This is a genomic window from Cupriavidus sp. UYPR2.512 (genome assembly GCF_000379565.1).
GTDB lineage: Bacteria > Pseudomonadota > Gammaproteobacteria > Burkholderiales > Burkholderiaceae > Cupriavidus.
Genome location: NZ_KB902852.1, coordinates 71,999 through 93,032, shown reverse-complemented (window position 1 = coordinate 93,032; position 21,034 = coordinate 71,999). Strand labels below are relative to the sequence as shown.

At 69.0% G+C, this 21,034-nt stretch carries 21 protein-coding genes; 11 read left to right on the top strand and 10 right to left on the bottom strand.

Annotation, left to right across the window (positions count from 1 at the left end; translation table 11 throughout):
• Positions 1–38 precede the first annotated feature (38 nt).
• Together shc and A3A5_RS0100465 are read left to right on the top strand one after the other, a co-directional pair.
• The gene (shc, locus tag A3A5_RS0100470; protein ID WP_018308697.1) at positions 39–2,057 is read left to right on the top strand and encodes a squalene--hopene cyclase; all 2,019 of its coding nucleotides are present in this window, start codon (positions 39–41) and stop codon (positions 2,055–2,057) included.
• A complete protein-coding gene (locus tag A3A5_RS0100465; protein ID WP_018308696.1) occupies positions 2,054–2,746 on the top strand; it encodes a phosphorylase in 693 nt (230 codons plus the stop codon). Before shc ends, A3A5_RS0100465 begins: the two co-directional genes overlap by 4 nt.
• 90 nt (positions 2,747–2,836) lie before the next feature.
• Here A3A5_RS0100465 and A3A5_RS0100460 read toward each other — a convergent pair whose 3' ends face one another.
• Complete coding sequence (locus A3A5_RS0100460) at positions 2,837–4,093, bottom strand: Hsp70 family protein (protein WP_026200317.1); 1,257 nt, start codon at positions 4,091–4,093, stop codon at positions 2,837–2,839.
• 250 nt (positions 4,094–4,343) lie between these two features.
• On the opposite strand from A3A5_RS0100460, the gene A3A5_RS0100455 reads away from it, so the two are divergent.
• The 3 genes from A3A5_RS0100455 to A3A5_RS0100445 all read left to right on the top strand — a co-directional run bounded on the left by A3A5_RS0100455 (position 4,344) and on the right by A3A5_RS0100445 (position 7,225).
• Positions 4,344–4,997, top strand: a complete 654-nt coding sequence (locus A3A5_RS0100455; protein WP_018308694.1) for an oxygen-insensitive NAD(P)H-dependent nitroreductase NfsB — start codon at positions 4,344–4,346, stop codon at positions 4,995–4,997.
• Positions 4,998–5,144: 147 nt separating this feature from the next.
• Positions 5,145–6,344, top strand: a complete 1,200-nt coding sequence (locus A3A5_RS0100450; protein WP_018308693.1) for a CaiB/BaiF CoA-transferase family protein — start codon at positions 5,145–5,147, stop codon at positions 6,342–6,344.
• Entirely contained in the window at positions 6,341–7,225 is an 885-nt protein-coding gene (locus A3A5_RS0100445) for a citryl-CoA lyase (RefSeq protein ID WP_018308692.1), read from the top strand. The genes A3A5_RS0100450 and A3A5_RS0100445 overlap by 4 nt, the downstream gene beginning before the upstream one ends.
• A 5-nt stretch (positions 7,226–7,230) precedes the next feature.
• Here the strand turns inward: A3A5_RS0100445 and A3A5_RS0100440 are convergent, their stop codons facing one another.
• Both A3A5_RS0100440 and A3A5_RS0100435 read right to left on the bottom strand, forming a co-directional pair.
• Positions 7,231–8,475, bottom strand: coding sequence for a diguanylate cyclase (locus tag A3A5_RS0100440; protein WP_018308691.1), 1,245 nt, complete (start codon positions 8,473–8,475; stop codon positions 7,231–7,233).
• A gap of 204 nt (positions 8,476–8,679) precedes the next feature.
• The gene (locus A3A5_RS0100435) at positions 8,680–9,429 is read right to left on the bottom strand and encodes an IclR family transcriptional regulator (protein ID WP_018308690.1); all 750 of its coding nucleotides are present in this window, start codon (positions 9,427–9,429) and stop codon (positions 8,680–8,682) included.
• Between the two features lie 444 nt (positions 9,430–9,873).
• Here A3A5_RS0100435 and A3A5_RS0100430 point away from each other — a divergent pair, with 444 nt between their 5' ends.
• A complete protein-coding gene (locus A3A5_RS0100430; protein WP_010810922.1) occupies positions 9,874–10,107 on the top strand; it encodes a hypothetical protein in 234 nt (77 codons plus the stop codon).
• 151 nt (positions 10,108–10,258) lie between these two features.
• Positions 10,259–10,627, top strand: coding sequence for a LysR family transcriptional regulator (locus A3A5_RS0100425; RefSeq protein WP_018308689.1), 369 nt, complete (start codon positions 10,259–10,261; stop codon positions 10,625–10,627).
• A 2-nt stretch (positions 10,628–10,629) separates the two neighbouring features.
• On the opposite strand, the gene A3A5_RS0100420 is transcribed toward A3A5_RS0100425, so the two are convergent.
• From A3A5_RS0100420 to soxC, 7 genes are all read right to left on the bottom strand, one after another.
• Complete coding sequence (locus A3A5_RS0100420) at positions 10,630–11,400, bottom strand: class I SAM-dependent methyltransferase (RefSeq protein WP_018308688.1); 771 nt, start codon at positions 11,398–11,400, stop codon at positions 10,630–10,632.
• Between the two features lie 61 nt (positions 11,401–11,461).
• Positions 11,462–12,343 carry an ABC transporter permease gene (locus tag A3A5_RS0100415; protein ID WP_026200316.1) on the bottom strand — a complete coding sequence of 294 codons (882 nt, stop codon included), beginning with the start codon at positions 12,341–12,343 and terminating at the stop codon, positions 11,462–11,464.
• Between the two features lie 16 nt (positions 12,344–12,359).
• The gene (locus tag A3A5_RS0100410) at positions 12,360–13,196 is read right to left on the bottom strand and encodes an ABC transporter ATP-binding protein (protein WP_018308686.1); all 837 of its coding nucleotides are present in this window, start codon (positions 13,194–13,196) and stop codon (positions 12,360–12,362) included.
• A 2-nt stretch (positions 13,197–13,198) separates the two neighbouring features.
• Positions 13,199–14,209: an ABC transporter substrate-binding protein gene (locus tag A3A5_RS0100405; protein ID WP_018308685.1), complete on the bottom strand. Its 1,011-nt coding sequence runs from the start codon at positions 14,207–14,209 to the stop codon at positions 13,199–13,201.
• A gap of 81 nt (positions 14,210–14,290) precedes the next feature.
• The gene (locus tag A3A5_RS0100400; protein ID WP_026200315.1) at positions 14,291–15,220 is read right to left on the bottom strand and encodes a TauD/TfdA family dioxygenase; all 930 of its coding nucleotides are present in this window, start codon (positions 15,218–15,220) and stop codon (positions 14,291–14,293) included.
• A 153-nt stretch (positions 15,221–15,373) separates the two neighbouring features.
• Positions 15,374–15,961 (bottom strand): c-type cytochrome, encoded by a 588-nt coding sequence (locus A3A5_RS0100395; RefSeq protein WP_018308683.1) that lies wholly within the window; start codon positions 15,959–15,961, stop codon positions 15,374–15,376.
• A complete protein-coding gene (soxC, locus tag A3A5_RS0100390; RefSeq protein WP_018308682.1) occupies positions 15,948–17,189 on the bottom strand; it encodes a sulfite dehydrogenase in 1,242 nt (413 codons plus the stop codon). Before soxC ends, A3A5_RS0100395 begins: the two co-directional genes overlap by 14 nt.
• 215 nt (positions 17,190–17,404) lie before the next feature.
• Between soxC and A3A5_RS0100385 the strand changes: the two genes are divergently transcribed.
• From A3A5_RS0100385 to A3A5_RS0100370, 4 genes are read left to right on the top strand one after another with little or no spacing between them, the layout of a single operon-like run.
• A complete protein-coding gene (locus A3A5_RS0100385; protein ID WP_018308681.1) occupies positions 17,405–18,535 on the top strand; it encodes an ABC transporter substrate-binding protein in 1,131 nt (376 codons plus the stop codon).
• A 4-nt stretch (positions 18,536–18,539) separates the two neighbouring features.
• The gene (locus tag A3A5_RS0100380; RefSeq protein WP_018308680.1) at positions 18,540–19,376 is read left to right on the top strand and encodes an ABC transporter permease; all 837 of its coding nucleotides are present in this window, start codon (positions 18,540–18,542) and stop codon (positions 19,374–19,376) included.
• A 12-nt stretch (positions 19,377–19,388) separates the two neighbouring features.
• Positions 19,389–20,186: an ABC transporter permease gene (locus A3A5_RS0100375; protein ID WP_018308679.1), complete on the top strand. Its 798-nt coding sequence runs from the start codon at positions 19,389–19,391 to the stop codon at positions 20,184–20,186.
• A gap of 29 nt (positions 20,187–20,215) precedes the next feature.
• Complete coding sequence (locus A3A5_RS0100370; protein WP_018308678.1) at positions 20,216–21,010, top strand: ABC transporter ATP-binding protein; 795 nt, start codon at positions 20,216–20,218, stop codon at positions 21,008–21,010.
• Positions 21,011–21,034 lie beyond the last annotated feature (24 nt).

Here is a 21,034-nt window from a genome sequence, read left to right as displayed (position 1 = left end):
GGGCGCGGCCGCGCCGTGCACCGGCACAAGGAGTCTGCATGTCGATGAACGAGACCGCCTTTGCCACGGCAGTGCCACGGATCGAGCCGGCCAGCGCGGGCGACAGCCCCTCGCCGCGCGGCGCCGCGCAGGCACTGGACCACGGCATCGGCCGCGCGACCGACGCGCTGCTGCACCAGCAGCGTCCCGACGGCCACTGGGTCTACGAACTGGAAGCCGACGCCACCATTCCCGCCGAATACGTGCTGATGGTGCACTACCTCGGCGAAGCCCCTGACCTGGAGCTTGAAGCCCGCCTTGCCCGCTACCTGCGCCGCATCCAGAATCCGGATGGCGGCTGGCCACTGTTCCATGAAGGCCGCTCCGACGTCAGCGCCAGCGTGAAGGCCTATTTCGCGCTGAAGATGGCCGGCGACGACCCCCAGGCCGCGCATATGCAGCGCGCGCGCCGGGCCGTCCACGCGCTGGGCGGCGCCGAGGCCAGCAATGTCTTCACGCGCACGCTGCTGGCCCTGTACGGCGTGATGCCGTGGTCGGCGGTGCCGATGATGCCGGCCGAGATCATGCTGCTGCCGCAGTGGTTTCCGTTCCACCTGTCCAAGGTCTCGTACTGGGCGCGCACGGTGATCGTGCCGCTGCTGGTGCTGAACAGCCTGCGCCCGCAGGCGCGCAACCCGCGCGGGGTCGGCATCAATGAGCTGTTCGTCGGCAACTGCCATACGGTGGGACTGCCGCCGCGCGCGGCGCACCAGCACGCTGGCTGGTACACCGTGTTCCGCGGCCTGGACGCGCTGCTGCGCGTGGCCGAGCCGCTCTTCCCGCGCGCGCTGCGCCGGCGCGCCATTGCCGCGGCGCAGGCCTTCGTGCGTGAGCGGCTCAACGGCGAGGACGGCCTGGGCGCCATCTTCCCGGCAATGGCCAACAGCGTGATGATGTTCGACGTGCTGGGCGTGCCGCCGGACGACCCGGCGCGCGCGGTGGCGCGGCAATCGGTCGAGCGGCAGCTGGTCGAGCACGGCGACGAAGCTTATTGCCAGCCCTGCCTGTCGCCGGTGTGGGATACCGCACTGGCCGCGCACGCGCTGCTGGAAACCGGCGAGGCACGCGCAACCGCCGCGGCCGGGCACGGCCTGGACTGGCTCAGGCCGCTGCAGGTGCTGGACGTGCGCGGCGACTGGTCCGTGCGCCGTCCGCTGGTGCGCCCCGGCGGCTGGGCCTTCCAGTACGCCAATGCCTATTACCCGGACGTGGACGACACCGCCGTGGTGGCCGCCGCGATGGACCGCCACATGCGCGCGCACGATGTGCCGGGCCGCTATGACGAAGCCGTGGCGCGCGCCGCCGAATGGATCGTCGGCATGCAAAGCAGTGACGGCGGCTGGGGCGCGTTCGAGCCCGAGAACACGCATCTCTACCTGAACAACATCCCCTTTGCCGACCATGGCGCGCTGCTGGACCCGCCCACCGCGGACGTGTCCGCGCGCTGCCTGTCGATGCTGTGCCAGATCGGCGCCACACCCGCCAAGAGCGAACCCGCCGCGCGTGCCCTGCGCTACCTGCTGGCCGAGCAGATGCCCGACGGCAGCTGGTTCGGCCGCTGGGGCACCAACTATATCTACGGCACCTGGAGCGCCCTGTGCGCGCTGAACGCCGCGGGCCTGGCACCGGAAACCCCCGAGATGCGCCGCGCCGTGGCGTGGCTCGAGCAGATCCAGAACGCCGACGGCGGCTGGGGCGAGGACGGCAGCAGCTACCGGCTCGATTACCGCGGCTATGAGCCCGCGCCGAGTGCGGCCTCGCAGACCGCATGGGCGCTGCTGGCGCTGATGGCAGCCGGCGCCGCGCAGCATGCCGCGGTGGCGCGCGGCATCGACTACCTGCTGCGCACGCAGCAATCCGGCGGGCTGTGGCATGAGCCACGCTTTACCGCCGTGGGCTTTCCGCGCGTGTTCTACCTGCGCTATCACGGCTATGCGCGCTACTTCCCGCTGTGGGCGCTGGCGCGCTACCGCAACCTGCAGCGCGGCGGCGCGCACCAGGTGTCGTGGGGGCTATGACGGCACCGTTCGTGCTGGTCGTCACCGGCATGGCTTTCGAGGCGCGCATCGCCGCTGGCCCGCATTGCCGCGTGGTGCACGGCCTGCGCGGCCTTGCCCTGGAACAAGGCGTTTCCGCGATGGCGAGCCGGCACTGCATGGGCATCCTCAGCTTTGGCGTGGCGGGCGGGCTGGACCCCGCGCTGACGCCGGGCGATCTCGTGCTGGCGGACTCGGTCTGCGCGGCAGCCGAACGCTACGACACCGACCTGACCTGGACCCGGGCAATGCACGCGGCACTGCCGCATGCCAGGGTCGGGATGCTTGCTGGCGCGGACCAGCCGGTGCTTTCGGTTGCCGCCAAGCAGATGCTGCACCGGACCACGGGGGCGCTCTGCGTCGACATGGAATCGCACCTCGCCGCGCGCATGGCGGCGGCTTGCCGGCTGCCGTTCGCGGCTTGCCGCGTGGTGATCGACCCGGCCAGTCGTGAGGTCCCGGCTGCCGCGGCGGCGGGCATGGGTGAAGACGGCAAGACCGATGTGGGCGCGGTGCTGGGCGGGCTGCTGCGCGCGCCGTGGGAATTGCCGGCGCTGCTGCGCCTGGCCGGCGACGCCGCGTCCGCGCGCGGGGCGTTGCGGGCGGCGAGGCTGGCGTTGGGGGATGCGTACGGCTTGCGCGACATGCGGGCGCAGCAGGCTGACACCTGAACTTGCCGACGAAAGGCTCCCCTCTCCCGCAGGCGGGAGAGGGGAGCCAACACGCTGCGCGCTATAGCGACAGGCCTGCGCGCCCGCCCCTCACCCAAACTTGCGCACCGCATCCAGCGCCAGCCCGCTGCCGATGCTGCCAAACCGGTCCCCTTCCACGCAACGCGCTTGCGGCAACAGCGCCGCCAGCCGCTGGCGCAGCAGTGGCACGCTGCTGGAGCCGCCGGTGAAGAAGATGGTATCGACCGCGGCGCCATCCACGCCGGCATCCACCAGCAGCTTCTGCACGGTCTGTTCGGTCTTCGCCACCAGCTTGTCGATCGACGCATCGAACTCGTCGCGCGTAATGGTCAGCGTCAGCCCCTGTTCCAGCCGGTGCAGGTCCACGTCGGTGCTGCCGGCGTCGGACAAAGCGATCTTGGCGGCTTCCATCTGGATTGCCAGCCAGTGCCCGGCACGCTCGCGGATCAGCCGCACCAGGCGGTCGAGCTTCACCGTATCCGCCGCGTCGCGGTAGTTGTCCATCACCAGCGACCACGCCTTGCGCGTATAGACCAGGTTGATGGTGTGCCAGCTGGCCAGGTCGAAATACTGGCTGGACGGCATCGCCTTGCCGTTGCGCAGCGCGCTGCCCAGGCCCAGCAGCGGCATTGCGCGCGCCAGGCTGAGCGAGCGGTCGAAGTCAGTGCCGCCGATATGCACGCCGCCGTTGGCCAGAATGTCGTCGCGCCGGTCGCTGCGCGCGGCGCGCTCGGGCGACAGGCGCACCAGCGAGAAGTCCGAGGTGCCGCCGCCGATGTCGGCCACCAGCACCAGTTCCTCACGCGTGATCCGGGCCTCGTAGTCGAAGGCCGCGGCGATCGGTTCGTACTGGAACGCGATCTCGCCGAAGCCCGCGTCGCGCGCGATCTCGGCCAGCGTGTCTTCGGCCAGCTGGTCGGCGGCCGGGTTCTCGTCGATGAAGAATACCGGGCGGCCCAGCACGGCGCGCGAAAACTCCGTGCCGGCGGCCTGCTCGGCACGCGTCTTCAGCTCGCGGATGAAGTGCGCCAGCAGCTTGCGGAACGGCATGGCCTGGCCCATCACCTCGGTGCTGTCGTCCATCATCGAGGTGCCCAGCAGGCTCTTGAGCGAACGCATCAGCCGGCCTTCATAGCCGGCCAGGTAATCGCCCAGCGCGGCGCGGCCATAGCTGACCAGCGGGTCCTCCGCGTGAAAGAAGATCACCGAGGGCAGCGTCACCTTGCCGTCCTCCAGCGGCAGCAGCGCCGCCGGCCGCTCCGGATGGCTCCAGCCGACCGTTGAATTGGACGTGCCGAAGTCCAGGCCGCATGCGTTTGACATCATTGATTCCGTTCCCTGCAAGACAAAGTGGCCCGCACGGCGCAAGGCCGCCGCGGGCGGGGGCGTCATTGTAGGGCAGTCGCGCGGACCGTGGAGGGCTGGCGGGCAGACGGTGTTGTCGGGAAGCTATTTTCAAACATTCATTGAAGGCAGTACTAAGCAGATGTCTCTTTTTCAATGGCACGGCAACTGGGACCATGGCGTCCTTGGCGTGGTGCTGCCTGCATCACCCACTACCACCTGGAGCCTCGTCATGAATCTTTCCGACATTGTCGACACCCGCTATGCCACAAAAGCCTTCGAGGCAGGCCGCACCCTGCCCCAGGCCACCGTGGACCAGCTGCTCGCCGTGCTGCACAAGAGCCCGTCCTCGGTCAATTCCCAGCCGTGGCACTTCGTGGTTGCCGCCACGCCCGAAGGCCGGGCCCGGATGACGCGCGCCACCGCCGACCGCCACCCCTACAACACGCAGAAGATCCAGGACGCCTCGCATGTGATCGCGCTGTGCGTGCGCACGGAAATGGATGCCGCCCACCTGGCCGGCATCCTGGCGGCCGAGCAGCGCGACGGGCGTTTTGCCGATGAAGCTGCCCGCGCCGGCACGGACAAGGCCCGCCGCGGCTTTGTCGACGTGCACCGCTATGACCTGCGCGACCTGCAGCACTGGATGACGCACCAGGTCTACCTGGCGCTGGGCGGCCTGCTGATGGCCGCGGCCGCGCTGGGCGTGGACGCCACGCCGATGGAAGGCATCGATACTGGCCCGCTCGACCTCGAACTGGGCCTGCGCGAGCGCGGACTGACCAGCGTGGCGCTGGTCAGCCTGGGCTATCGCAGCGCGCAGGACTTCAACGCCGCGCTGCCGAAGTCGCGTCTGTCGCGGGAAGAGGTGTTCACGTTCCTGTAATTCCCGTTCCTGCAAGTCCGGCCCCGGCAGGGGCCGGCGCGTGCCTTGACACGCCAGCATGGCCCTCCTATCCTGCGCCTGTTCTTTATTAAAGACCGTCGTTCTGTTCTACGGAACATCAAGGAACGCGCGGCCGGACGTAGCCCTATGCAAAAGCCCCTGCGCCATATCCGCGTGCTCGACCTCACCAATGTGCTGGCCGGGCCATTCTGCTGCCACCAGCTTGCCCACCTGGGCGCCGAAGTCATCAAGGTGGAAACCCCCGGCAGCGGCGACCTGGCCCGGCAGCTGGGCGCCGATGCCGGGCTGAACCAGCGCCTGATGGGCGTGTCGTTCCTGGCCCAGAACCCCGGCAAGCAGTCGGTCACCCTCAACCTGAAGCACGCGCGCGGCAAGGAGGTGTTCCGCAAGCTGGTGCAAAGCGCCGACGTGGTGGTGGAAAACTTCCGCCCCGGCGTGATGGACCGGCTCGGGCTGGGCTACGAGACCCTGAAGCAGGACAACCCGCGCCTGATCTACTGCGCGATTTCCGGTTTTGGCCAGGACGGGCCGCTGGCCGGGCTGCCGGCCTATGACCAGATCATCCAGGGCATGGCCGGCGTGATGAGCATTACCGGCGATGCGCAGAGCGCACCGTTGCGGGTCGGCTATCCGGTCTCGGACACCATCGGCGGGCTGACCGCGGCGCTGGCGGTGTCGGCGGCGCTGGCGGACCACCAGCGCACCGAAGGCTATTTCATCGACGTTTCGATGCTGGAAGCCACGCTGGCCACCATGGGCTGGGTGGTATCCAACCACCTGATCGCCGGCAAGGTGCCGGCGCCGATGGGCAACGAGAACATGACCGCCAGCCCGTCGGGCACCTTCCGCACCGCGGACGGGCTGCTCAATATCGCGGCCAACAAGCAGGAACAGTTTGAAGCCGTGTGCCGCGTGCTGGGCCGCCCCGAGCTGGCCGCCGATCCGCGCTTCGCGCAGCGCCAGGCCCGGCTGGCCAACCGGGGGGAACTGACACAAGCGCTGGAAGCAGAGCTGGCGAAAAAGCCGGCCACCGAATGGTGGCCGCTGCTGACCGGGGCCGGCGTGCCCGCCGGCCCGGTGCTGGACGTGCCGCAGACACTGGCCCATCCGCAGGTGCGCGAGCGCGGCATGATCGGCGAATTTGCCGATGCGCCCGGCGTGGGCCGCGATATCCGCGTGGTGCGCACCGGCTTCAAGCTCAACCGCGCAGCGCCGGCCGTGGACACGCCGCCGCCGGAGCTGGGCCAGCATACGCGACAGGTGCTGGCCAGCCTGGGCTATAGCGATGCGGACATCGACCAACTGAGCGAGGAGCGCGCGATATGAGCGGCATCGACACCGACCGCCACCCCGGCCATCCCCAGGATGACGCCATGGACCCGGGCCAGCGCCGGTCGCAGGACTGGTGGCGCACCGGCATCATCGACATGCGCCCGGGCGAGATCCGCTACCGCGGCTACCCGATCGAACAGCTGATCGGCCGGGTCTCGTTTGCGCAGATGATCTGGCTGATGCTGCGCGGCGAGCTGCCCGGCCCCGGGCAGGGCGAGCTGCTGGACGCGGCGCTGATGGCCGCGGTCGACCACGGCCCGCAGGCGCCCAGCATTGCCATCGCACGCATGGCGGCCACCTGCGGCGTGGGACTGAACAACGCCATGGCTTCCGCCGTCAACGTGCTGGGCGACGTGCACGGCGGCGCCGGCGAACAGGCGGTGGCGCTGTACCAGGACGTGGCGCAGCGGCTGGATGCGGGCGGCGCCATGGACGACGCCGTCGCCGCCGCGCTGCAGCACTACCGCGACCTGCACGGCAAGTTCATTGCCGGCTTTGGCCACCGTTTCCACCCGGTCGACCCGCGTGCGCCACGGCTGCTGGCGCTGGTCGACCAGGCCGCGGCCAACGGCGTGGTCAGCGGGCGCTACGCGGGGATCGCGCGCGCGGTCGAGGCGGCGCTGGGTGCCGGCCGCGGCAAACCCATCCCGATGAATATCGATGGCGCCACCGCGGTGATCTATGCCGAGCTGGGTTTTGCCGCACCGCTGGCGCGGGGGCTGTTCTGCCTGTCACGCTCGGTCGGCATCCTCGCGCATGCCTGGGAGCAGACCTGCGAGGGCGGGCGCAACAAGGGCCCGATGCCGCGCCAGTTCCTGTGGACCTATGACGGTGCGCCGCAGCGCGACGTGCCGGAGCCAGGCCGGCAGGCATAGCGGGGTCAGCCGGCCAGGTCGGGCTCTGGCTCCAGCAGCGGCGCGGGCAATGCGCTCGCGGCCGCCGGCGCCGCCATGGACGAGGCCAGCACATAGCGGTCGCGCCCATGTTCCTTGGCGTGGTAGAGGGCGCGGTCGGCATCGGCAAACAACAGGCGCCACAGCGCTTCCTTGCTGCCCGCGCCGCCGCGCAGCTGCGCCACGCCAATGCTGACGCTGGCATGGCCATGCCCGGCGGGCAGTTCAATCGCGCGCACCTTGCGCAGGATCCGGTTGGCCAGCGCCGAGGCCTGCTGCTCGTCGGTATGCGGGCACAGGATGCAGAACTCTTCGCCACCGTAGCGCCCGGCCACGTCCGAGGCGCGGCGCGAGTTGTCCAGCGCATGCGCAACCTCGCGCAGCACGGCGTCGCCGGCGTGGTGGCCGAAGGTATCGTTGACCTGCTTGAAATAATCGATGTCGATCACCAGGCAGGACAGCGCCTGCCCGTCGCGCTGCCAGCGCGCCACCAGCGAAAGTGCCGACATCTCCAGCGCCCCGCGGTTGAGCAGCCCGGTCAGGGCATCCATGCGCGCACCGCTTTCATTGTGCGCGACGATCTGCTCCATCGCCATCACGGTGAAGCCGAACAGGCCCAGCAGGGTGGCGATCAGCGGCGCCAGCACCCAGGCCGAGCCGGCCGGCCCGGCAAAGAACAGCGTCAGCGGCGCGCCGCCCGCCACCGGAAGGCTCATGGCATGGCTGAAGCCGGCCAGCTGTGTGGCCAGATGCACCAGGCTGGCCACCAGCACCAGCGGCGCGCCGATGCTGCGGCGCCCGCGCCCGGCGCGCGCCAGCGTCGCAAAGGTGGCCAGCGACACCAGCGCCAGCAAGCCGTAGACAATGCGCAGCACCATCTGCTGCCCGTCGGGCATGCCGCTGGTGGCCGCGGTCAGGCCAAGCACGATCACGCCCGCGGCGGCCAGCGCCGCGGCATTGGCCGGCACCCCGTAATAGACCCGCACGCCGCGGTAGATCAGCAGCCAGCCAGCCACGAATGCCAACGCCCCCAGCGTGCCCAGCTGGCCCGTGCCGCTGGCCGCGCTGATGGCCAGCGCCAGGCCCGCGGCCGACACCAGCACGTGCCCGAACGCCCACAACCGCCCCGCCTCGCACGCGCGCAGCGCGAACACCAGCCCCGCCGCAATAATCAGCGTGCTGCAGAAAAACACCATCATCACCACCGCAATGGTCTGCTGGTCCAGGTGCACGGGGACTTCCTCAAGGATGCCGTTTGCCGCGCCGTCAATATCGAGCAGCGGGCATCAGGCCACAGGGGCGCGATGCAGGCATCTCCGCGCTTGTTTTCACAACATGTGACGTGCGTTGTTTTCAATGCCAGCCGCATGATAGCCCGCGCATGCCGGGCCGTGGCACCCCCGACAAGCCGGGTCGGGCCGGCTGCACACAGTGGCTCAGTCCGGGGTGGCGTTGTCCGCAATGCTGTCCGGAAAGGTGCCGCCCAGCGCCTGGGTCAGCACGCGCGCCGCATGCAGCACATCGACGCGGAAGTCTTCACGATAGCGCGAGGCCGGGCAGGTCAGCGTCAGCGCGCCGCACAGCACATCGCCGGGTCCGAACACCGGCGCCGACACCCCGGCAAGATCGGGGCTGCGGTCGCCCACCAGTGCCGCCACGCCCTCGTGCCGGATGCGTTCATAAAGCTGGCCGGGCTCGCCGGCAAAGGCACGCAGCACCCGTGCGCCGGCGCCCCGGTCGCGCGGCAGCAGTTCGCCGGCGCGGACATGGTCGCGCACCGGCTGCGGCGAATCGACGCGGTACAGGCACAGCCGGTGCTCGCCCTGCTCGACATGGAAGGCCGCGCTTTCACGCGTGATGCGCGCCAGCTCGCGCAGCGCCGGCATCACCACCGCCTCCAATGAGAACGACGCCGCGTAGACGGCATTGAGCCGCGCCACCTCGGGACCCAGGCCATAGCGCCCGTCCGACTGGCGCCGCACCAGCCCGGCGTGCTCAAGCGAGGCCAGCAAGCGCAGCAGCGTGCTCTTGTACAGGCCACTGCGCTGCGCCAGTTCGGCAAGCCCCAGCGCGGTATCGCCAAGACGGAACACCGACAGCACGAACAGCGCCCGGTCCACGGCGATGGCGCCGCCCGCGGCGGCGTGCTTGTCGGCTTCTGAAACCTGTGCGGCTTTGCGTGGCATGGCGGGCGGCGGCGATCCAGGCTGGACCGGATGACGGAACGATGCGCCAACGTATAGAACGCATCCCGGCTTGTCAATCCGATCTGCTGCGTGTCAATGAACCGGCACACGTCCGGCGAGCTCGCGCAACAGACGCCGCGCGTGTTCACGTACCCGCGCGCGCTGGCGTTTTTCTGCAACACCGTTGCCGGCGCATGCTGCCGTCAGGGCCGCGGCCCAAGCGCCTTCACCGCCCCCTCGGCTACCGCATCCGCCACATTGCGTGCGCGTACTCGCCACTCCCCGCTTTGCAAGCGGAATTAGAGGGAAAGTTACCTGCTTTTGATTAAGCAGCCGCTGCACGGGGTGGATAAAATCATGTGTTGCTGACCTCTGCGCAATCCCTGCGCTGCTTTCCGTACCCTCGCTGCAATGTCTCACCGCCGTGCTTTTCCCGACCCTGGTATGACCGTTCCCGCCCTCTCGCTTGGTGCCATCCTGGATGACCTGCGTAGCGCCCCGCGCCCGCTGACTTCCGCGGAGTACACATACCTGGCCCATCTGCGGCAGCGTATCGTCACCGGCGACGCAGACCTGTGGACCACGCTCGAGACCGCGGGCGTGCCATGCAGGGAACGCCGCCTGTCGCCCGAGGTGGTGCAGGCGCTGACCGCTATCGGCCATTTGCCGATGCACTGAGCCCGGTTCGCGCCACCCCGCATTGCAGAAGTTTCCCCGATCCATTCGGAAAGCCGCACCTTCCAGGCCCCGCTAAGATCGATTCACTCTCGATCCGCCGGGCACCGTGCTTTCAGTCAAGCGCCAAGCATGCCCCGGCCATGGCCCAGGCATGGCTTACCCACCCAGCAACCGGCGCGTCAGCTTCCTGTCGTTGCGCGCCTATGTCGCAGTGATGCGGCACCGTGATGCCGCCCGCGCAGCGCTTGCGCTGCGCATCCATCCGCAAAGGCTGTACTACCATATCCGCCGCCTCGAGGCCGTGCTCGGCAAGCCGCTGTTCCGCACTTGCCGCCCGGACTGGCTGCCGACATCCACGGGCGTGAACGCACTGCCCAAGGTCATCGCCATGCTGGCCATCTGGGAACAGATCGAGGCCGGCATCCGTGCCAGCCAGCCGGCCGCGACGGCCCCGGAACCCGAGCCCGGCGCCATTGCGCACCACGGCGCCGCATTCTGGGTGCGGCAGGCGACGATGTAGCGTCAGGCCAGCCGTTCGCAGCAATAGGCCTCGGTGCGATATGGGAAAGCAGCCTCGGCACGGCCCGCCAGCGCGGGATACCCGTCGATGACCGCCTGCAGCCGTGCGCGCACGCGTGCCTGCTCAGTCGCCGGCAGCGCGGCAATGAAGCTCACCGACATCACCCGGTCCACGATCACCTGCTGCGGCGCCCCCACATGCGTGTAGGGCAGGCTGCGCAGCGCCAGCGGCCCGAAGCCCTCGGCGGGAAAGACCCGCTTCCAGTCGCCCTTGTAGAAGCGCGGCGCATCGCCTTCGTACGGCGTCATGATGGCCGTCAGCTGCGCCACCCACTCCACGCTTTCATCGCGCACGTTCCATACCAGCCCGAGCCGGCCGCCGGGGCGCAGCACGCGGCCGATTTCCGCCATCGCGCCCGCATTGGCAAACCAGTGGAAGGCCTGCGCGCAGACCACGGCGTCGACGCTGGCATCGGGCAGCGGGATAGCCTCGGCACTGCCTTCCAGCGCCTGCACCGACGGCAGCGCCACGGCCAGCTGCGCGCGCATCTGCGCCACCGGTTCGACCGCGATCACCGTCGCCCCCGTCTCCGCCAGCCGGCGCGTAAACTTGCCGGTGCCAGCGCCCAGGTCCAGCACGGTGCGGTCCGCGCTCAGGCCCAGCGTGCCGCGCAGCCAGGTATCGATTTCAGCGGGATATTCGGGGCGTCCACGCGCGTAGGTATCGGCCTGGCTGGCGAATCCCTGTGCGGCGGCCTGGTGGATGGCGGTCATGGGCGGGCTCCGGTTAGTTACCGGTGCCGTAGCCTACGCTTCATACGGGCGTCGGGCAAGGCTAGTGCTGCATGCCCCAGCGGCGCACGGTCAGCCGTTCCAGCGTGGTGAACACCAGCCCCTCCACCAGCAGTCCGATCAGGATCACCGCGGCCAGTCCCGCAAACACGCGGTCGGTATAGAGCTCATTGCGGTTCTGGAAGATGAACCAGCCCAGCCCGCCCTGCCCCGACGATGCGCCGAACACCAGCTCGGCCGCGATCAGCGTGCGCCAGGCAAAGGCCCAGCCGATCTTCAGGCCCGACAGGATCGCCGGCAGCGCCGCCGGCACCAGCAGCAGCGCGACATAGCGCAGCCCGCGCAGGCCGTAGTTGCGGCCCGCCATGCGCAGCGTCGGCGGCACCGCCTGGAAGCCGGCGTACATGTTCAGCGCCAGCGGCCACAGCACCGAATGGACCAGCACGAAGACCAGGCTCCTGGTGCCCAGCCCGAACCACAGCAGCGCCAGCGGCAATAGCGCGATCGCCGGCAGCGGGTTGAACATGGCGGTGAGCGTGTCCAGCACATCGCGCCCGAAGCGCGTGGACACTGCCAGCGAGGTCAGCACGAATGCCAGCACGATGCCGGCCGCATAGCCGCGCAGCAGCACCGACAGCGAAATCGCCGCCTTGCCCGGCAGCTCGCCGCTGGCCACCGCCCCGGCAAAGGCGCGCATCGTCGCCAGGCACGACGGCAGCAGCAGGTCGTTGTCCTGCACGCGCGCCACCAGCTCCCAGATCAGCCCCAGCGCCAGCAGGATCACCGCCTTGCGCAGCCAGCCTTGTTGCCACAGGCGCTGGTGCCACGGCAGCGCGCGCGCAAGCGGGACCTCGGTGAAGGATTCAGGCACGCGTTCGTATTCGGGCCGAAGCGTGTCGGCCAGTGTCAGTGTCGGTTGCGTCATGATGCGATATCCCGGTTCAGCGGCCCGCCGCGCTGCGCGCACGCGGTGCGGCCTCGGCGGCGGGCTCGTCGAACAGCAAGGTATGGATGCGTTGCGCGGCGGCCTGGAATTCGGCGCCGCCCTGGCTGGCCAGGCTGAACTGGTGGCTGTTGAGTTCCGCGCGCACGCGGCCCGGGTGCGGCGACAGCAGCAGGATGCGGCTGCCCACCACCAGCGCTTCTTCGATCGAATGGGTGACGAACAGCAGCGTGAGGGCCGCGTCGTCCCAGAGCGCCAGCAGCTCTTCCTGCATGCGCCGGCGCGTGAGCGCGTCCAGCGCCGCAAAGGGCTCGTCCATCAGCAGCACCTTGGGGCGCATCGCCAGTGCGCGCGCGATCGCCACGCGCTGCTTCATGCCGCCCGACAGCGTATGCGGATAGGCATCGGCAAAATCGGCCAGCCCCACCTTGTGCAGGCTGTCCAGCGCCAGCTCGCGCGCCTGCGCCCGCGACAGCTTGCGCGCTTGCCGCAGTGGGAACATCACGTTCTGCACCACCGTTTTCCACGGCGGCAGCTGGTCGAACTCCTGGAACACCACGATGCGGTCCGGGCCGGGCTGCTGCACACGCCGGCCTTCCAGCCGGATCTCGCCCTCGCTGGGCGGCACGAACCCGGCAACCGCCTTCAGCAGCGTGGACTTGCCGCAGCCGGACGGGCCCAGCAGCACGAAGCGGTCGCCGGCATGCACGTCGAAGCTGACGCGATGGGTGGCGCGCACGATGCGCTCGGGCGTGCGGTACTCCAGCGACACGCCCTCCACCTGCAGCAGGGGCGTGGCGCGGTCCGACACCACGCGCAGGTTGTGGGTGGCCATGCTCAGCTCCCTTGCGCGGTGACCGGGTCCTGGAAGAAATAGTCCTGCCAGGACTTCGGCTGGTTCCGGATCGCGCCCACACGGTGCATGAAAGCGGCCAGCGCAAAGGTGTTCTGCGGCGCCACGCGGAACTGCACCTGCGGGTTCTTCAACACGCGCAGCAGCAGCGCGCGGTCGGTCCTGGCCTTGCTCTGGCGCAGGTAGATATCGGCGGCGGCTTCCGGATTGGCGGTGGCGAAGGCAGCGGCCTCGGCCAGCGCGTCGACGAAGGCGCGGTAGGTCCTGGGGTTGTCGTGGCGGAACTTCTCGGTCGCGTACAGCACCGTGGACGAGCTCGGGCCACCCAGCACGTCATAAGAATTCAGCACGATGCGCGCGTTCGGGTTGCCCGCCAGTTCCTGCTCCTGAAACGGCGGATTGCCGAAGTGGCCGGTGATCTCGGTGCCGCCGGAAATGATCGCCGCGGCGGCATCCGGATGTGGCACCGCGACCGTCCACTTGTCGAGGCGGTTGTAATCCTTGTCGCCCCATTGCTTTGCCGCGGCGAGCTGCAGCACGCGCGACTGCACGGAGACGCCCACTGCCGGCAGCGCGATCCGGTCCTTCTCGGTGAAATCGGCAATCGACTTCACCTTGGGGTTGTTGCTGACCAGGTAGTACGGGAAGTTGCCCAGCGACGCCACGCCGCGCACGTTCTGCTTGCCGTGGGTGCGGTCCCACAGCGTCAGCAGCGGGCCCACGCCGGCACCGGCGATATCGATCGCACCCGAAAGCAGCGCGTCGTTTACCGCGGCGCCGCCCGACAGTTGAGTCCATTCGACCTTGATGTCGACACCCTGCTGCTTGCCGTGCTTCTCGATCAACTGCTGGTCGCGCGCCACGTTGAGCAGCAGATAGACCACGCCGAACTGCTCGGCGATGCGCAGCTTGCCTTCGGCGTGCGCGGTGCCGGTGATGGCCAGGCCGGCGCTCAGCGCCAGCAGGCCGAACCTGCGGGAAAAACGAGAGAACATGATCAAGACTCCGGGAAATTCGGTGGATTGGCGCTCGCCACTGCGAGCGCCCTGGGATGACATGCGATACCGTTGCCGCCTTCAGCGCGGCACGTCGCCTTCGATGGTGGTGCGGTACATCACGCGCCGCAGTTCCGGCGGACAGCCCGCGGCAAGATGCAGCAGCGAGCGGTTGTCCCAGAACACCAGGTCGTGCGGCTGCCACTGGTGGCGGTAGATATGGGCAGGCTTGACGCTGTGCGCAAACAACTGCTCCAGCAGCTCGCTGCTTTCATCTTCGGGCAGGCCGACGATGCGCGTGGTGAAGTGCTCGCTGACGAAGAGCGCCTTGCGTCCGGTCTCCGGATGGGTGCGCACCACCGGCTGCAGCACCGGCCTGACCTGCGCAATCTGCTCCGGCGTCAGGTTGGGGCGCCACGGGCTGCGCTGCTGCAGCTCGGCGTAACGCGCCAGGTAGGTGTGCTCGGCCTGCAGCCCATCGACGGCACCTTGCAGCGCCGCCGGCAGCGTGTCCCAGGCCAGGTGCATGTTGGCGAACAGCGTGTCGCCTCCCTCGGCGGGCAGCTCGCGCGCATGCAGCAGCGAACCGAGGCTGGGCCTTTCCTTGTACGACAGGTCCGAATGCCAGAAGTGGCCGGCATCGCCCAGCCCGATCGGCTTGCCGTTCTCGACCACGTTGGACACCACCAGCACTTCCGCATGGCCCGGCAGCTGGAACTGGTGCAGCACGTGGATCTGCAGCGGGCCGAAGCGGCGGCTGAAGTCGATCTGCTGCGCCGGCGTGATCTGCTGGCCGCGGAACACCACCACATGGTAGTCGAGGTGGGCGCGATGGATGCGTGCAAAATCCGCGTCGGACAACGGCTGCGACAAGTCGAGCCCGATTACTTCCGCGCCCAGCGGCGCGTCCAGCGGACGGATTTCGAAGTTGCCTGCGTCTGCGGAGAATGCGGTGGAAAGCGGCGCGCTCTGCTGGCGCGAAACACTGGCGTGGGCGGTTGCGGTCGTCATGGCAAGCTCTGGCATACGGGGGAAGCCGATGCGGCATCCGGGATGCCGCGTACAAGCTTGCACTGTAGAGAGCCGGCTATTGCGCGGTCAACGAATCATAGCGTTGGCCCTTATCCGCTTATCGCATATCCATGTCTCGACATTGGCAGGCCATCAGGGCTTGCCGGGGCAGCCGCTGCGGCACGGCACGTTGGCCGTGTCGGGACGCGCATCCGCAACGAAGCCATCGCGGTTCGGCATCTTCACTTGCGGCAACCTGCGCGCATCCAGCACCGCATCGGCGGGCAAAATGCCGTTCTTGTGCAGCAGCCACGCGGTGACCGCATAGACCTCGTCTGGCGCCAGGCTCTGCGGCGCGTTGTAGGGCATGGCGCGGTTGATGAAATCGAATACGGTGGTCGCGTAGGGCCAGAAGCTGCCGATGGTCTTGACGGGGTCCTTGCCCCTGGCGGCGTCCTGCAGCGTGCCCTGCCCGCCCACCAGCGCATCGGCCGGCTTGCCTTCGCCATTGACGCCGTGACACGCGGCACAGTGCTGCGCATAGACCTGCTGGCCCCGCGCGACCGTGCCGCTGCCTGGCGGCAGGCCAGCGCCGTCCGGGGTCACGTCGATATTCCACGCGGCAAGATCGCGCTCGCCGGCGGGGCGGCCTATGCCGTAGGTCTGCGCAAGGACCGTTTGGGCAGCGCAAGCCAGCGCCAGCACCGCAGCGGTACCACGGATTCGTTCAGGCGCGCGCATTGGCAATGCTCCCGTCCGCGGCCACGCGCCAGCGCTGGATCGCGTTGTAGTGATAGGTGGAAGCCACGCCGCGCGCGGCCACCAGCTGGTCCGGCGTGGGCTGGACGTTGCCGGCTTGGTCGATGGCACGGCTCTCCAGCGAAGCTGGCCCGCCATCCCAGCGCCACGGCAGGCGGAAGCGCACCAGCGCGCGGTCCAGCACCGGCTCCTGCAACTGCGCCTCGCGCCAGCCGCGGCCGCCATCGACCGACACCTCGACGCGGCGGATCCGTCCGTGGCCCGACCACGCCAGGCCCGAGATCTCGTAGAAGCCACGCTCGCGCAGCTTGTGGTCCGGCGCGGGGAAGGTGATCACTGACTTCACGTCCATCAGGAAGGTGAACTGCCGCGCGCTGCCGTCGGGCAAGGAGTCCGTGTACTTCGACGTCTCTTCGCGTGACATGAACGGCGCGCGCCCCAGCTTCAGGCGCCGCAGCCACTTGATGGACATATTGCCCTCATAACCCGGCAGGAACAGCCGCAGCGGATAGCCATGCTCGGGCCGCAGCATTTCGCCGTTCTGCGCGTAGACCAGCAGCGCATCTTCCAGCGCCTTGGCCAGCGGCACGCTGCGCGTCATGGCCGCGCCGTCGGCACCTTCGGCCAGCACCCATGCCGCATCCGGCGCCACGCCGACCTCGTCCAGCACCACGGACAACGGCACGCCGGTCCACTCACAGCAAGACAGCAGGCCGTGGCTGATCTGCACGGACTTGGCGCCGGGCGCCTTCCACTCGCGCCCGGTGTTGCCCGAGCACTCCAGGAAATGGATGCGCGACACCGACGGCAGGCGCACCAGGTCGTCCATGGTGAAGATGCGCGGGCGCGCCACCAGCCCATGCACCGCCAGCCGGTGCTGCGCCGGGTCGATCAGCGGAATGCCGGCGTGATGGCGCTCGAACACCAGCCCGGTCGGCGTAATGATGCCGCGCAGGTCCTGCAGCGGCGTCATCGACGAGTTGGCGCCCGGCAGCGGCGCCGCGCTGCGGCTGCGCCGCACCACGTCCTTCTCGAACGGGGACGGCTGGCCGTAGGCATGCCACAGCACGGGCTCGCCCGGCATGCGCGTCCACGGCGCAACCGTCAGGGGTTCAGCGCGCGCCGCGGTGGCGGCGCCGGCCGCGGCGGCACCCAGTACGGCCCCGCGCTGCAGGAAGCGCCGGCGGCCGGCAGGAAGGTCATTGCTCATCGTGAGGGCTCGGTCAGCCTGGCAGGGATCAAAATGCGCAGACTGTAGGACAGCACCGACATTCGGCCAACGAAGAAGATTGCATGCCGATATGCCAACGCCGCGCTGCGCGCCATATGCGCAGGGCCAATAACCAAAGCCGGAATCATTCGTTCAGGTCCGCGCGCAGCGCCGCTTATCGTGGAGCCGTCCTCCACTTCAAGAAGGCCCGCACGATGACGTCCCCGCGCCCCGATGCCAATACTCCGCACACGCTGACCCGCCGCGACATGCTGCGCTGCGCAGCCTGGTCCGGGCTGGGCATGGCGGCTTCGCTGTCGCCGCTGTCCGCGTTCAGCGCCAGCCCCACTGCGCGGCCTGACGTGATCCGCATCGGCGTGGCCCAGCCCGCCACCGGGACCCCGCCCAGCTTTGCCGGCAGTTCGCTGGCGATTGCCCATGCGCGCGGCTGGCTGGAGGAATCGTTCAAGCCGACCGGCACGCGCGTGGAGTGGTTCTTCTTCAAGGGCGCCGGCCCCGCCGTCAACGAGGCGCTGGCCAACCGCCAGCTCGACTTCGCGCTGCAGGGCGACCTGCCGTCCATCGTGGCACGCTCCGCGGGCCTGAAGACGCGGCTGGTGCTGGCCACCGGCGTGCGCGCCAACATCTACGTGGGGGTGCCACCCGATTCGCCGCTGAAGACGGTCAGCGACCTGCGCGGCAAGCGCGTGTCGCTGTTCAAGGGCACCAACATGCACCTGCCCGCGCTGCGCCTGCTGGAAGCAAACGGGCTGTCGGACAAGGACCTGCGCCTGCTGAACCTGGACACGGCCGGCTACCTGGCGGCGCTGTCCACGCGCGACATCGACGCCGCCATCGGCGCCATGGACATCCTGCGCCTGCGCGACAAGGGCGCGGTGCGCATCCTGTACTCCAGCAAGTACCAGTCGCCGATCTACACACGGCAAAGCCACGTACTGGTGAGCGACGAATTCGCCGGGCGCTATCCGGAGACCACGCAGCACCTGGTGAAGGCAGCGGTCGAGGCGGCGCGGTGGGCTTCGGACGAAAGCCACCGCGAGGAGGTGCTGCGCACCTGGGCGCGTGCGGGTACGCCTTATGACCACTGGAAGGAGGACTTTGACGGCGAGCCTTTGCGGGTGCGGCTGAACCCGAATTTCGATCCTTTCCTGGTCAGCCGCTACAAGGATGCGGTCGAGCAGGCCTATCGCTTCAGGCTGAGCCGTGCGCGCTTTGACGTGGACCAGTGGATCGACCAGCGCTTCCTGAAAGCTGCGCTCAACGACCTGAGCCTGCAGAGCTACTGGCCCGTCTACCAACCCAACGGCAAGATCCTGGGAGCCTGACATCATGTCCGTCGCCGATTCGCTTTCACTGCCCGCCGCCGCGGCGCCGCGCGTGGCTAATCCGCGCAAGCCACTGCGCTGGCAGGATGCCACACGCTGGCTGCTGGCCTGGCCGGTGCCGCTGGCGCTGCTGCTGATCTGGTATGTGGCCGCCCGCAATGCCTGGATTGCGCCGCAGGTGCTGCCCGCACCCGAAGACGTCGCGCGCACGTTGGCCGACCTCTGGCAAAGCGGTGAACTGCAGGCCAACCTGGCCATCAGCGCGCTGCGCGTGGCCGGCGGCTTTGCCGTGGGCCTGGCCGGCGGGCTGACGCTGGGCGCGGCCATGGGCCTGTCGCCGACGTTGCGCGACTACGTCTACCCGACCTTTAAGGCGTTCAGCCAGGTGCCGGTGCTGGGCTGGCTGCCGCTGCTGATGCTGCTGCTCGGCATCGACGAAGCGCTCAAGGTGATCCTGATCGCCAAGGCCGCCTTCGTGCCGGTGGCGCTGAACACGTACAAGGGCATCGGCAGCGTGCCGACACGCTACCTGGAGGTGGCGCGGGTGCTGCAGCTCACGCGCTGGCAGACGCTGTCGCGCGTAGTGCTGCCCGCCGCGGCCGCGCCGGTGTGGAACGGCGTGCGCTACGGCCTGACGCACGCGTGGCTGGCGCTGGTGGTGGTGGAGCTGCTGGCCTCGTCCGAGGGGCTGGGCTACATGATCGTCTACGGGCGCCAGCTGTTCCAGCTCGACATGGTGCTGGCCGCCGTGTTGGTGGTGGGCGTGGTGGGCTTTGCGCTGGACAAGACGCTGGCGCTGGCCGAAGGCGCGGTGCTGCGCTGGCGCAAGCCGGGCTTCTGAGGCGAGGCCGCGATGACCACTTCTGTAATCCGCCCCCGTATTCGCCTGCCCCGCGCCTTGCGCGGCTGGGTGCTGCCGCTCACGCTGCTCGCGCTGTGGTGGGCCGCCGTGCGCTTTGGCTGGACCGCTTCGCCGCTGCTGGTGCCGGTGTCCAGCGTCTGGGACACCGCGCTGCGTCAGGTACAAAGCGGCGCGCTGGCAACGGCATTGGGCGCCAGCCTGTGGCGCGACCTGGCCGGCTTTGCCATCGGTGCCAGCGCCGGGGTGGTGTTCGGTACGGCGCTTGGGCTGTCGCGCCTGTTCGAACGCCTGGTGGGCCCCAGCTTCCATACCGTCAAGCAGATCTCGCTGTTTGCATGGATCCCGCTGATTTCGGTCTGGTTCGGGCTGGGCGATGCCGCCAAGGTAGTGTTCCTGTCGTTGGCGGCATTCTTCCCGGTGGCGCTCAACACCTTCGAAGGCATCCGCGCCGTACCCGCGGACCTGCTGGAAGTGGCCCGCGTGCTGCGCTTTACCCGCACCCAGGTGCTGTGGCGCGTGGTGCTGCCGTCGGCAGCCCCGTCGATCTTCGCCGGCATCCACCTGGGGCTGATCTATGCGTGGCTGGCCACGCTCGGCGCGGAGTACCTGCTGGTATCCGGCAAGGGCATCGGCAACACCATGACCGACGGCCGCGAGAACTTCTGGATGGACCTGGTGATCTTCGGCGTGATCGTGGTCGGCCTGGTCGGCTTCACGCTGAACTGGATCGCCGGCCGCATCGAATCCCGCCTGCTCGCCTGGCGCGGGCGCTCGGTGGCCGCCGGCTGAGCCACCCCCTCAATGGATCGGAGACCCCTATGCCACATGCCGGCACGCTAAGCATCGCGCACCTGCACAAGCAGTATGAAGTCGAGGGCCGGGCCCTGCCCGTGCTCGAGGACATCACCCTGACCATCGCCCCGGGCGAGTTCATCAGCATCGTTGGTGCCAGCGGTTGCGGCAAGTCAACCCTGCTGCGGCTGGCGGTCGGCCTGGAAGAGGATTACCGCGGCGAGATCCTGCTGGACGGCAAGCGCGTATCGGGCACCAGCCTGCAGCGCGGCATCGTGTTCCAGGAGCACCGGCTGTTCCCGTGGCTGACGGTCGACCAGAACATCCGGCTGGCGCTGCTCAATACGCCGGGCAGCACGCAGGAGAAAGACCGCAACGTTGCCGAGCATATCGCCCTGGTTGGCCTGCGCGGCTTCGAACAAGCCTATCCGCACCAGCTCTCTGGCGGCATGTCGCAGCGCGTGGCGATTGCGCGGGCACTGGTGACGCGGCCCGGGATCCTGCTGCTCGACGAGCCCTTCGGCGCGCTCGACGCAATGACGCGGGCCTACCTGCAGCAGGAACTGCAGCGCATCTGGCAGGCCGAGGGCATCACCATGATCCTGGTCACCCACGACGTCGAGGAAGCCGTCTTCCTGGGCGACCGCGTGGTGGTGATGGAACCCCGGCCCGGCCGCATCCGCCGCATCCTGCCGGTGGACCTGCCGCATCCGCGCGAACGCGCCGGACTTCCCTTCGCGCGCGTGCGCGATGCCGTGCTGCGTGAGTTTGCCGGACAGGAGCCTGCCGTGCAGCGGGCCCCCGAACCTGAACTCGCCTGACCCAATCCCAATCCCCTCCGGAGC

Bases quoted from the DNA above. Each gene is read 5' to 3' on its own strand.
- shc (WP_018308697.1), top strand. From the start codon at position 39: ATGTCGATGAACGAGACCGCCTTTGCCACGGCAGTGCCACGGATCGAG.
- A3A5_RS0100465 (WP_018308696.1), top strand. From the start codon at position 2,054: ATGACGGCACCGTTCGTGCTGGTCGTCACCGGCATGGCTTTCGAGGCG.
- A3A5_RS0100460 (WP_026200317.1), bottom strand. From the start codon at position 4,093: ATGATGTCAAACGCATGCGGCCTGGACTTCGGCACGTCCAATTCAACG.
- A3A5_RS0100455 (WP_018308694.1), top strand. From the start codon at position 4,344: ATGAATCTTTCCGACATTGTCGACACCCGCTATGCCACAAAAGCCTTC.
- A3A5_RS0100450 (WP_018308693.1), top strand. From the start codon at position 5,145: ATGCAAAAGCCCCTGCGCCATATCCGCGTGCTCGACCTCACCAATGTG.
- A3A5_RS0100445 (WP_018308692.1), top strand. From the start codon at position 6,341: ATGAGCGGCATCGACACCGACCGCCACCCCGGCCATCCCCAGGATGAC.
- A3A5_RS0100435 (WP_018308690.1), bottom strand. From the start codon at position 9,429: ATGCCACGCAAAGCCGCACAGGTTTCAGAAGCCGACAAGCACGCCGCC.
- A3A5_RS0100430 (WP_010810922.1), top strand. From the start codon at position 9,874: ATGACCGTTCCCGCCCTCTCGCTTGGTGCCATCCTGGATGACCTGCGT.
- A3A5_RS0100425 (WP_018308689.1), top strand. From the start codon at position 10,259: ATGGCTTACCCACCCAGCAACCGGCGCGTCAGCTTCCTGTCGTTGCGC.
- A3A5_RS0100420 (WP_018308688.1), bottom strand. From the start codon at position 11,400: ATGACCGCCATCCACCAGGCCGCCGCACAGGGATTCGCCAGCCAGGCC.
- A3A5_RS0100415 (WP_026200316.1), bottom strand. From the start codon at position 12,343: ATGACGCAACCGACACTGACACTGGCCGACACGCTTCGGCCCGAATAC.
- A3A5_RS0100410 (WP_018308686.1), bottom strand. From the start codon at position 13,196: ATGGCCACCCACAACCTGCGCGTGGTGTCGGACCGCGCCACGCCCCTG.
- A3A5_RS0100405 (WP_018308685.1), bottom strand. From the start codon at position 14,209: ATGTTCTCTCGTTTTTCCCGCAGGTTCGGCCTGCTGGCGCTGAGCGCC.
- A3A5_RS0100400 (WP_026200315.1), bottom strand. From the start codon at position 15,220: ATGACGACCGCAACCGCCCACGCCAGTGTTTCGCGCCAGCAGAGCGCG.
- A3A5_RS0100395 (WP_018308683.1), bottom strand. From the start codon at position 15,961: ATGCGCGCGCCTGAACGAATCCGTGGTACCGCTGCGGTGCTGGCGCTG.
- soxC (WP_018308682.1), bottom strand. From the start codon at position 17,189: ATGAGCAATGACCTTCCTGCCGGCCGCCGGCGCTTCCTGCAGCGCGGG.
- A3A5_RS0100385 (WP_018308681.1), top strand. From the start codon at position 17,405: ATGACGTCCCCGCGCCCCGATGCCAATACTCCGCACACGCTGACCCGC.
- A3A5_RS0100380 (WP_018308680.1), top strand. From the start codon at position 18,540: ATGTCCGTCGCCGATTCGCTTTCACTGCCCGCCGCCGCGGCGCCGCGC.
- A3A5_RS0100375 (WP_018308679.1), top strand. From the start codon at position 19,389: ATGACCACTTCTGTAATCCGCCCCCGTATTCGCCTGCCCCGCGCCTTG.
- A3A5_RS0100370 (WP_018308678.1), top strand. From the start codon at position 20,216: ATGCCACATGCCGGCACGCTAAGCATCGCGCACCTGCACAAGCAGTAT.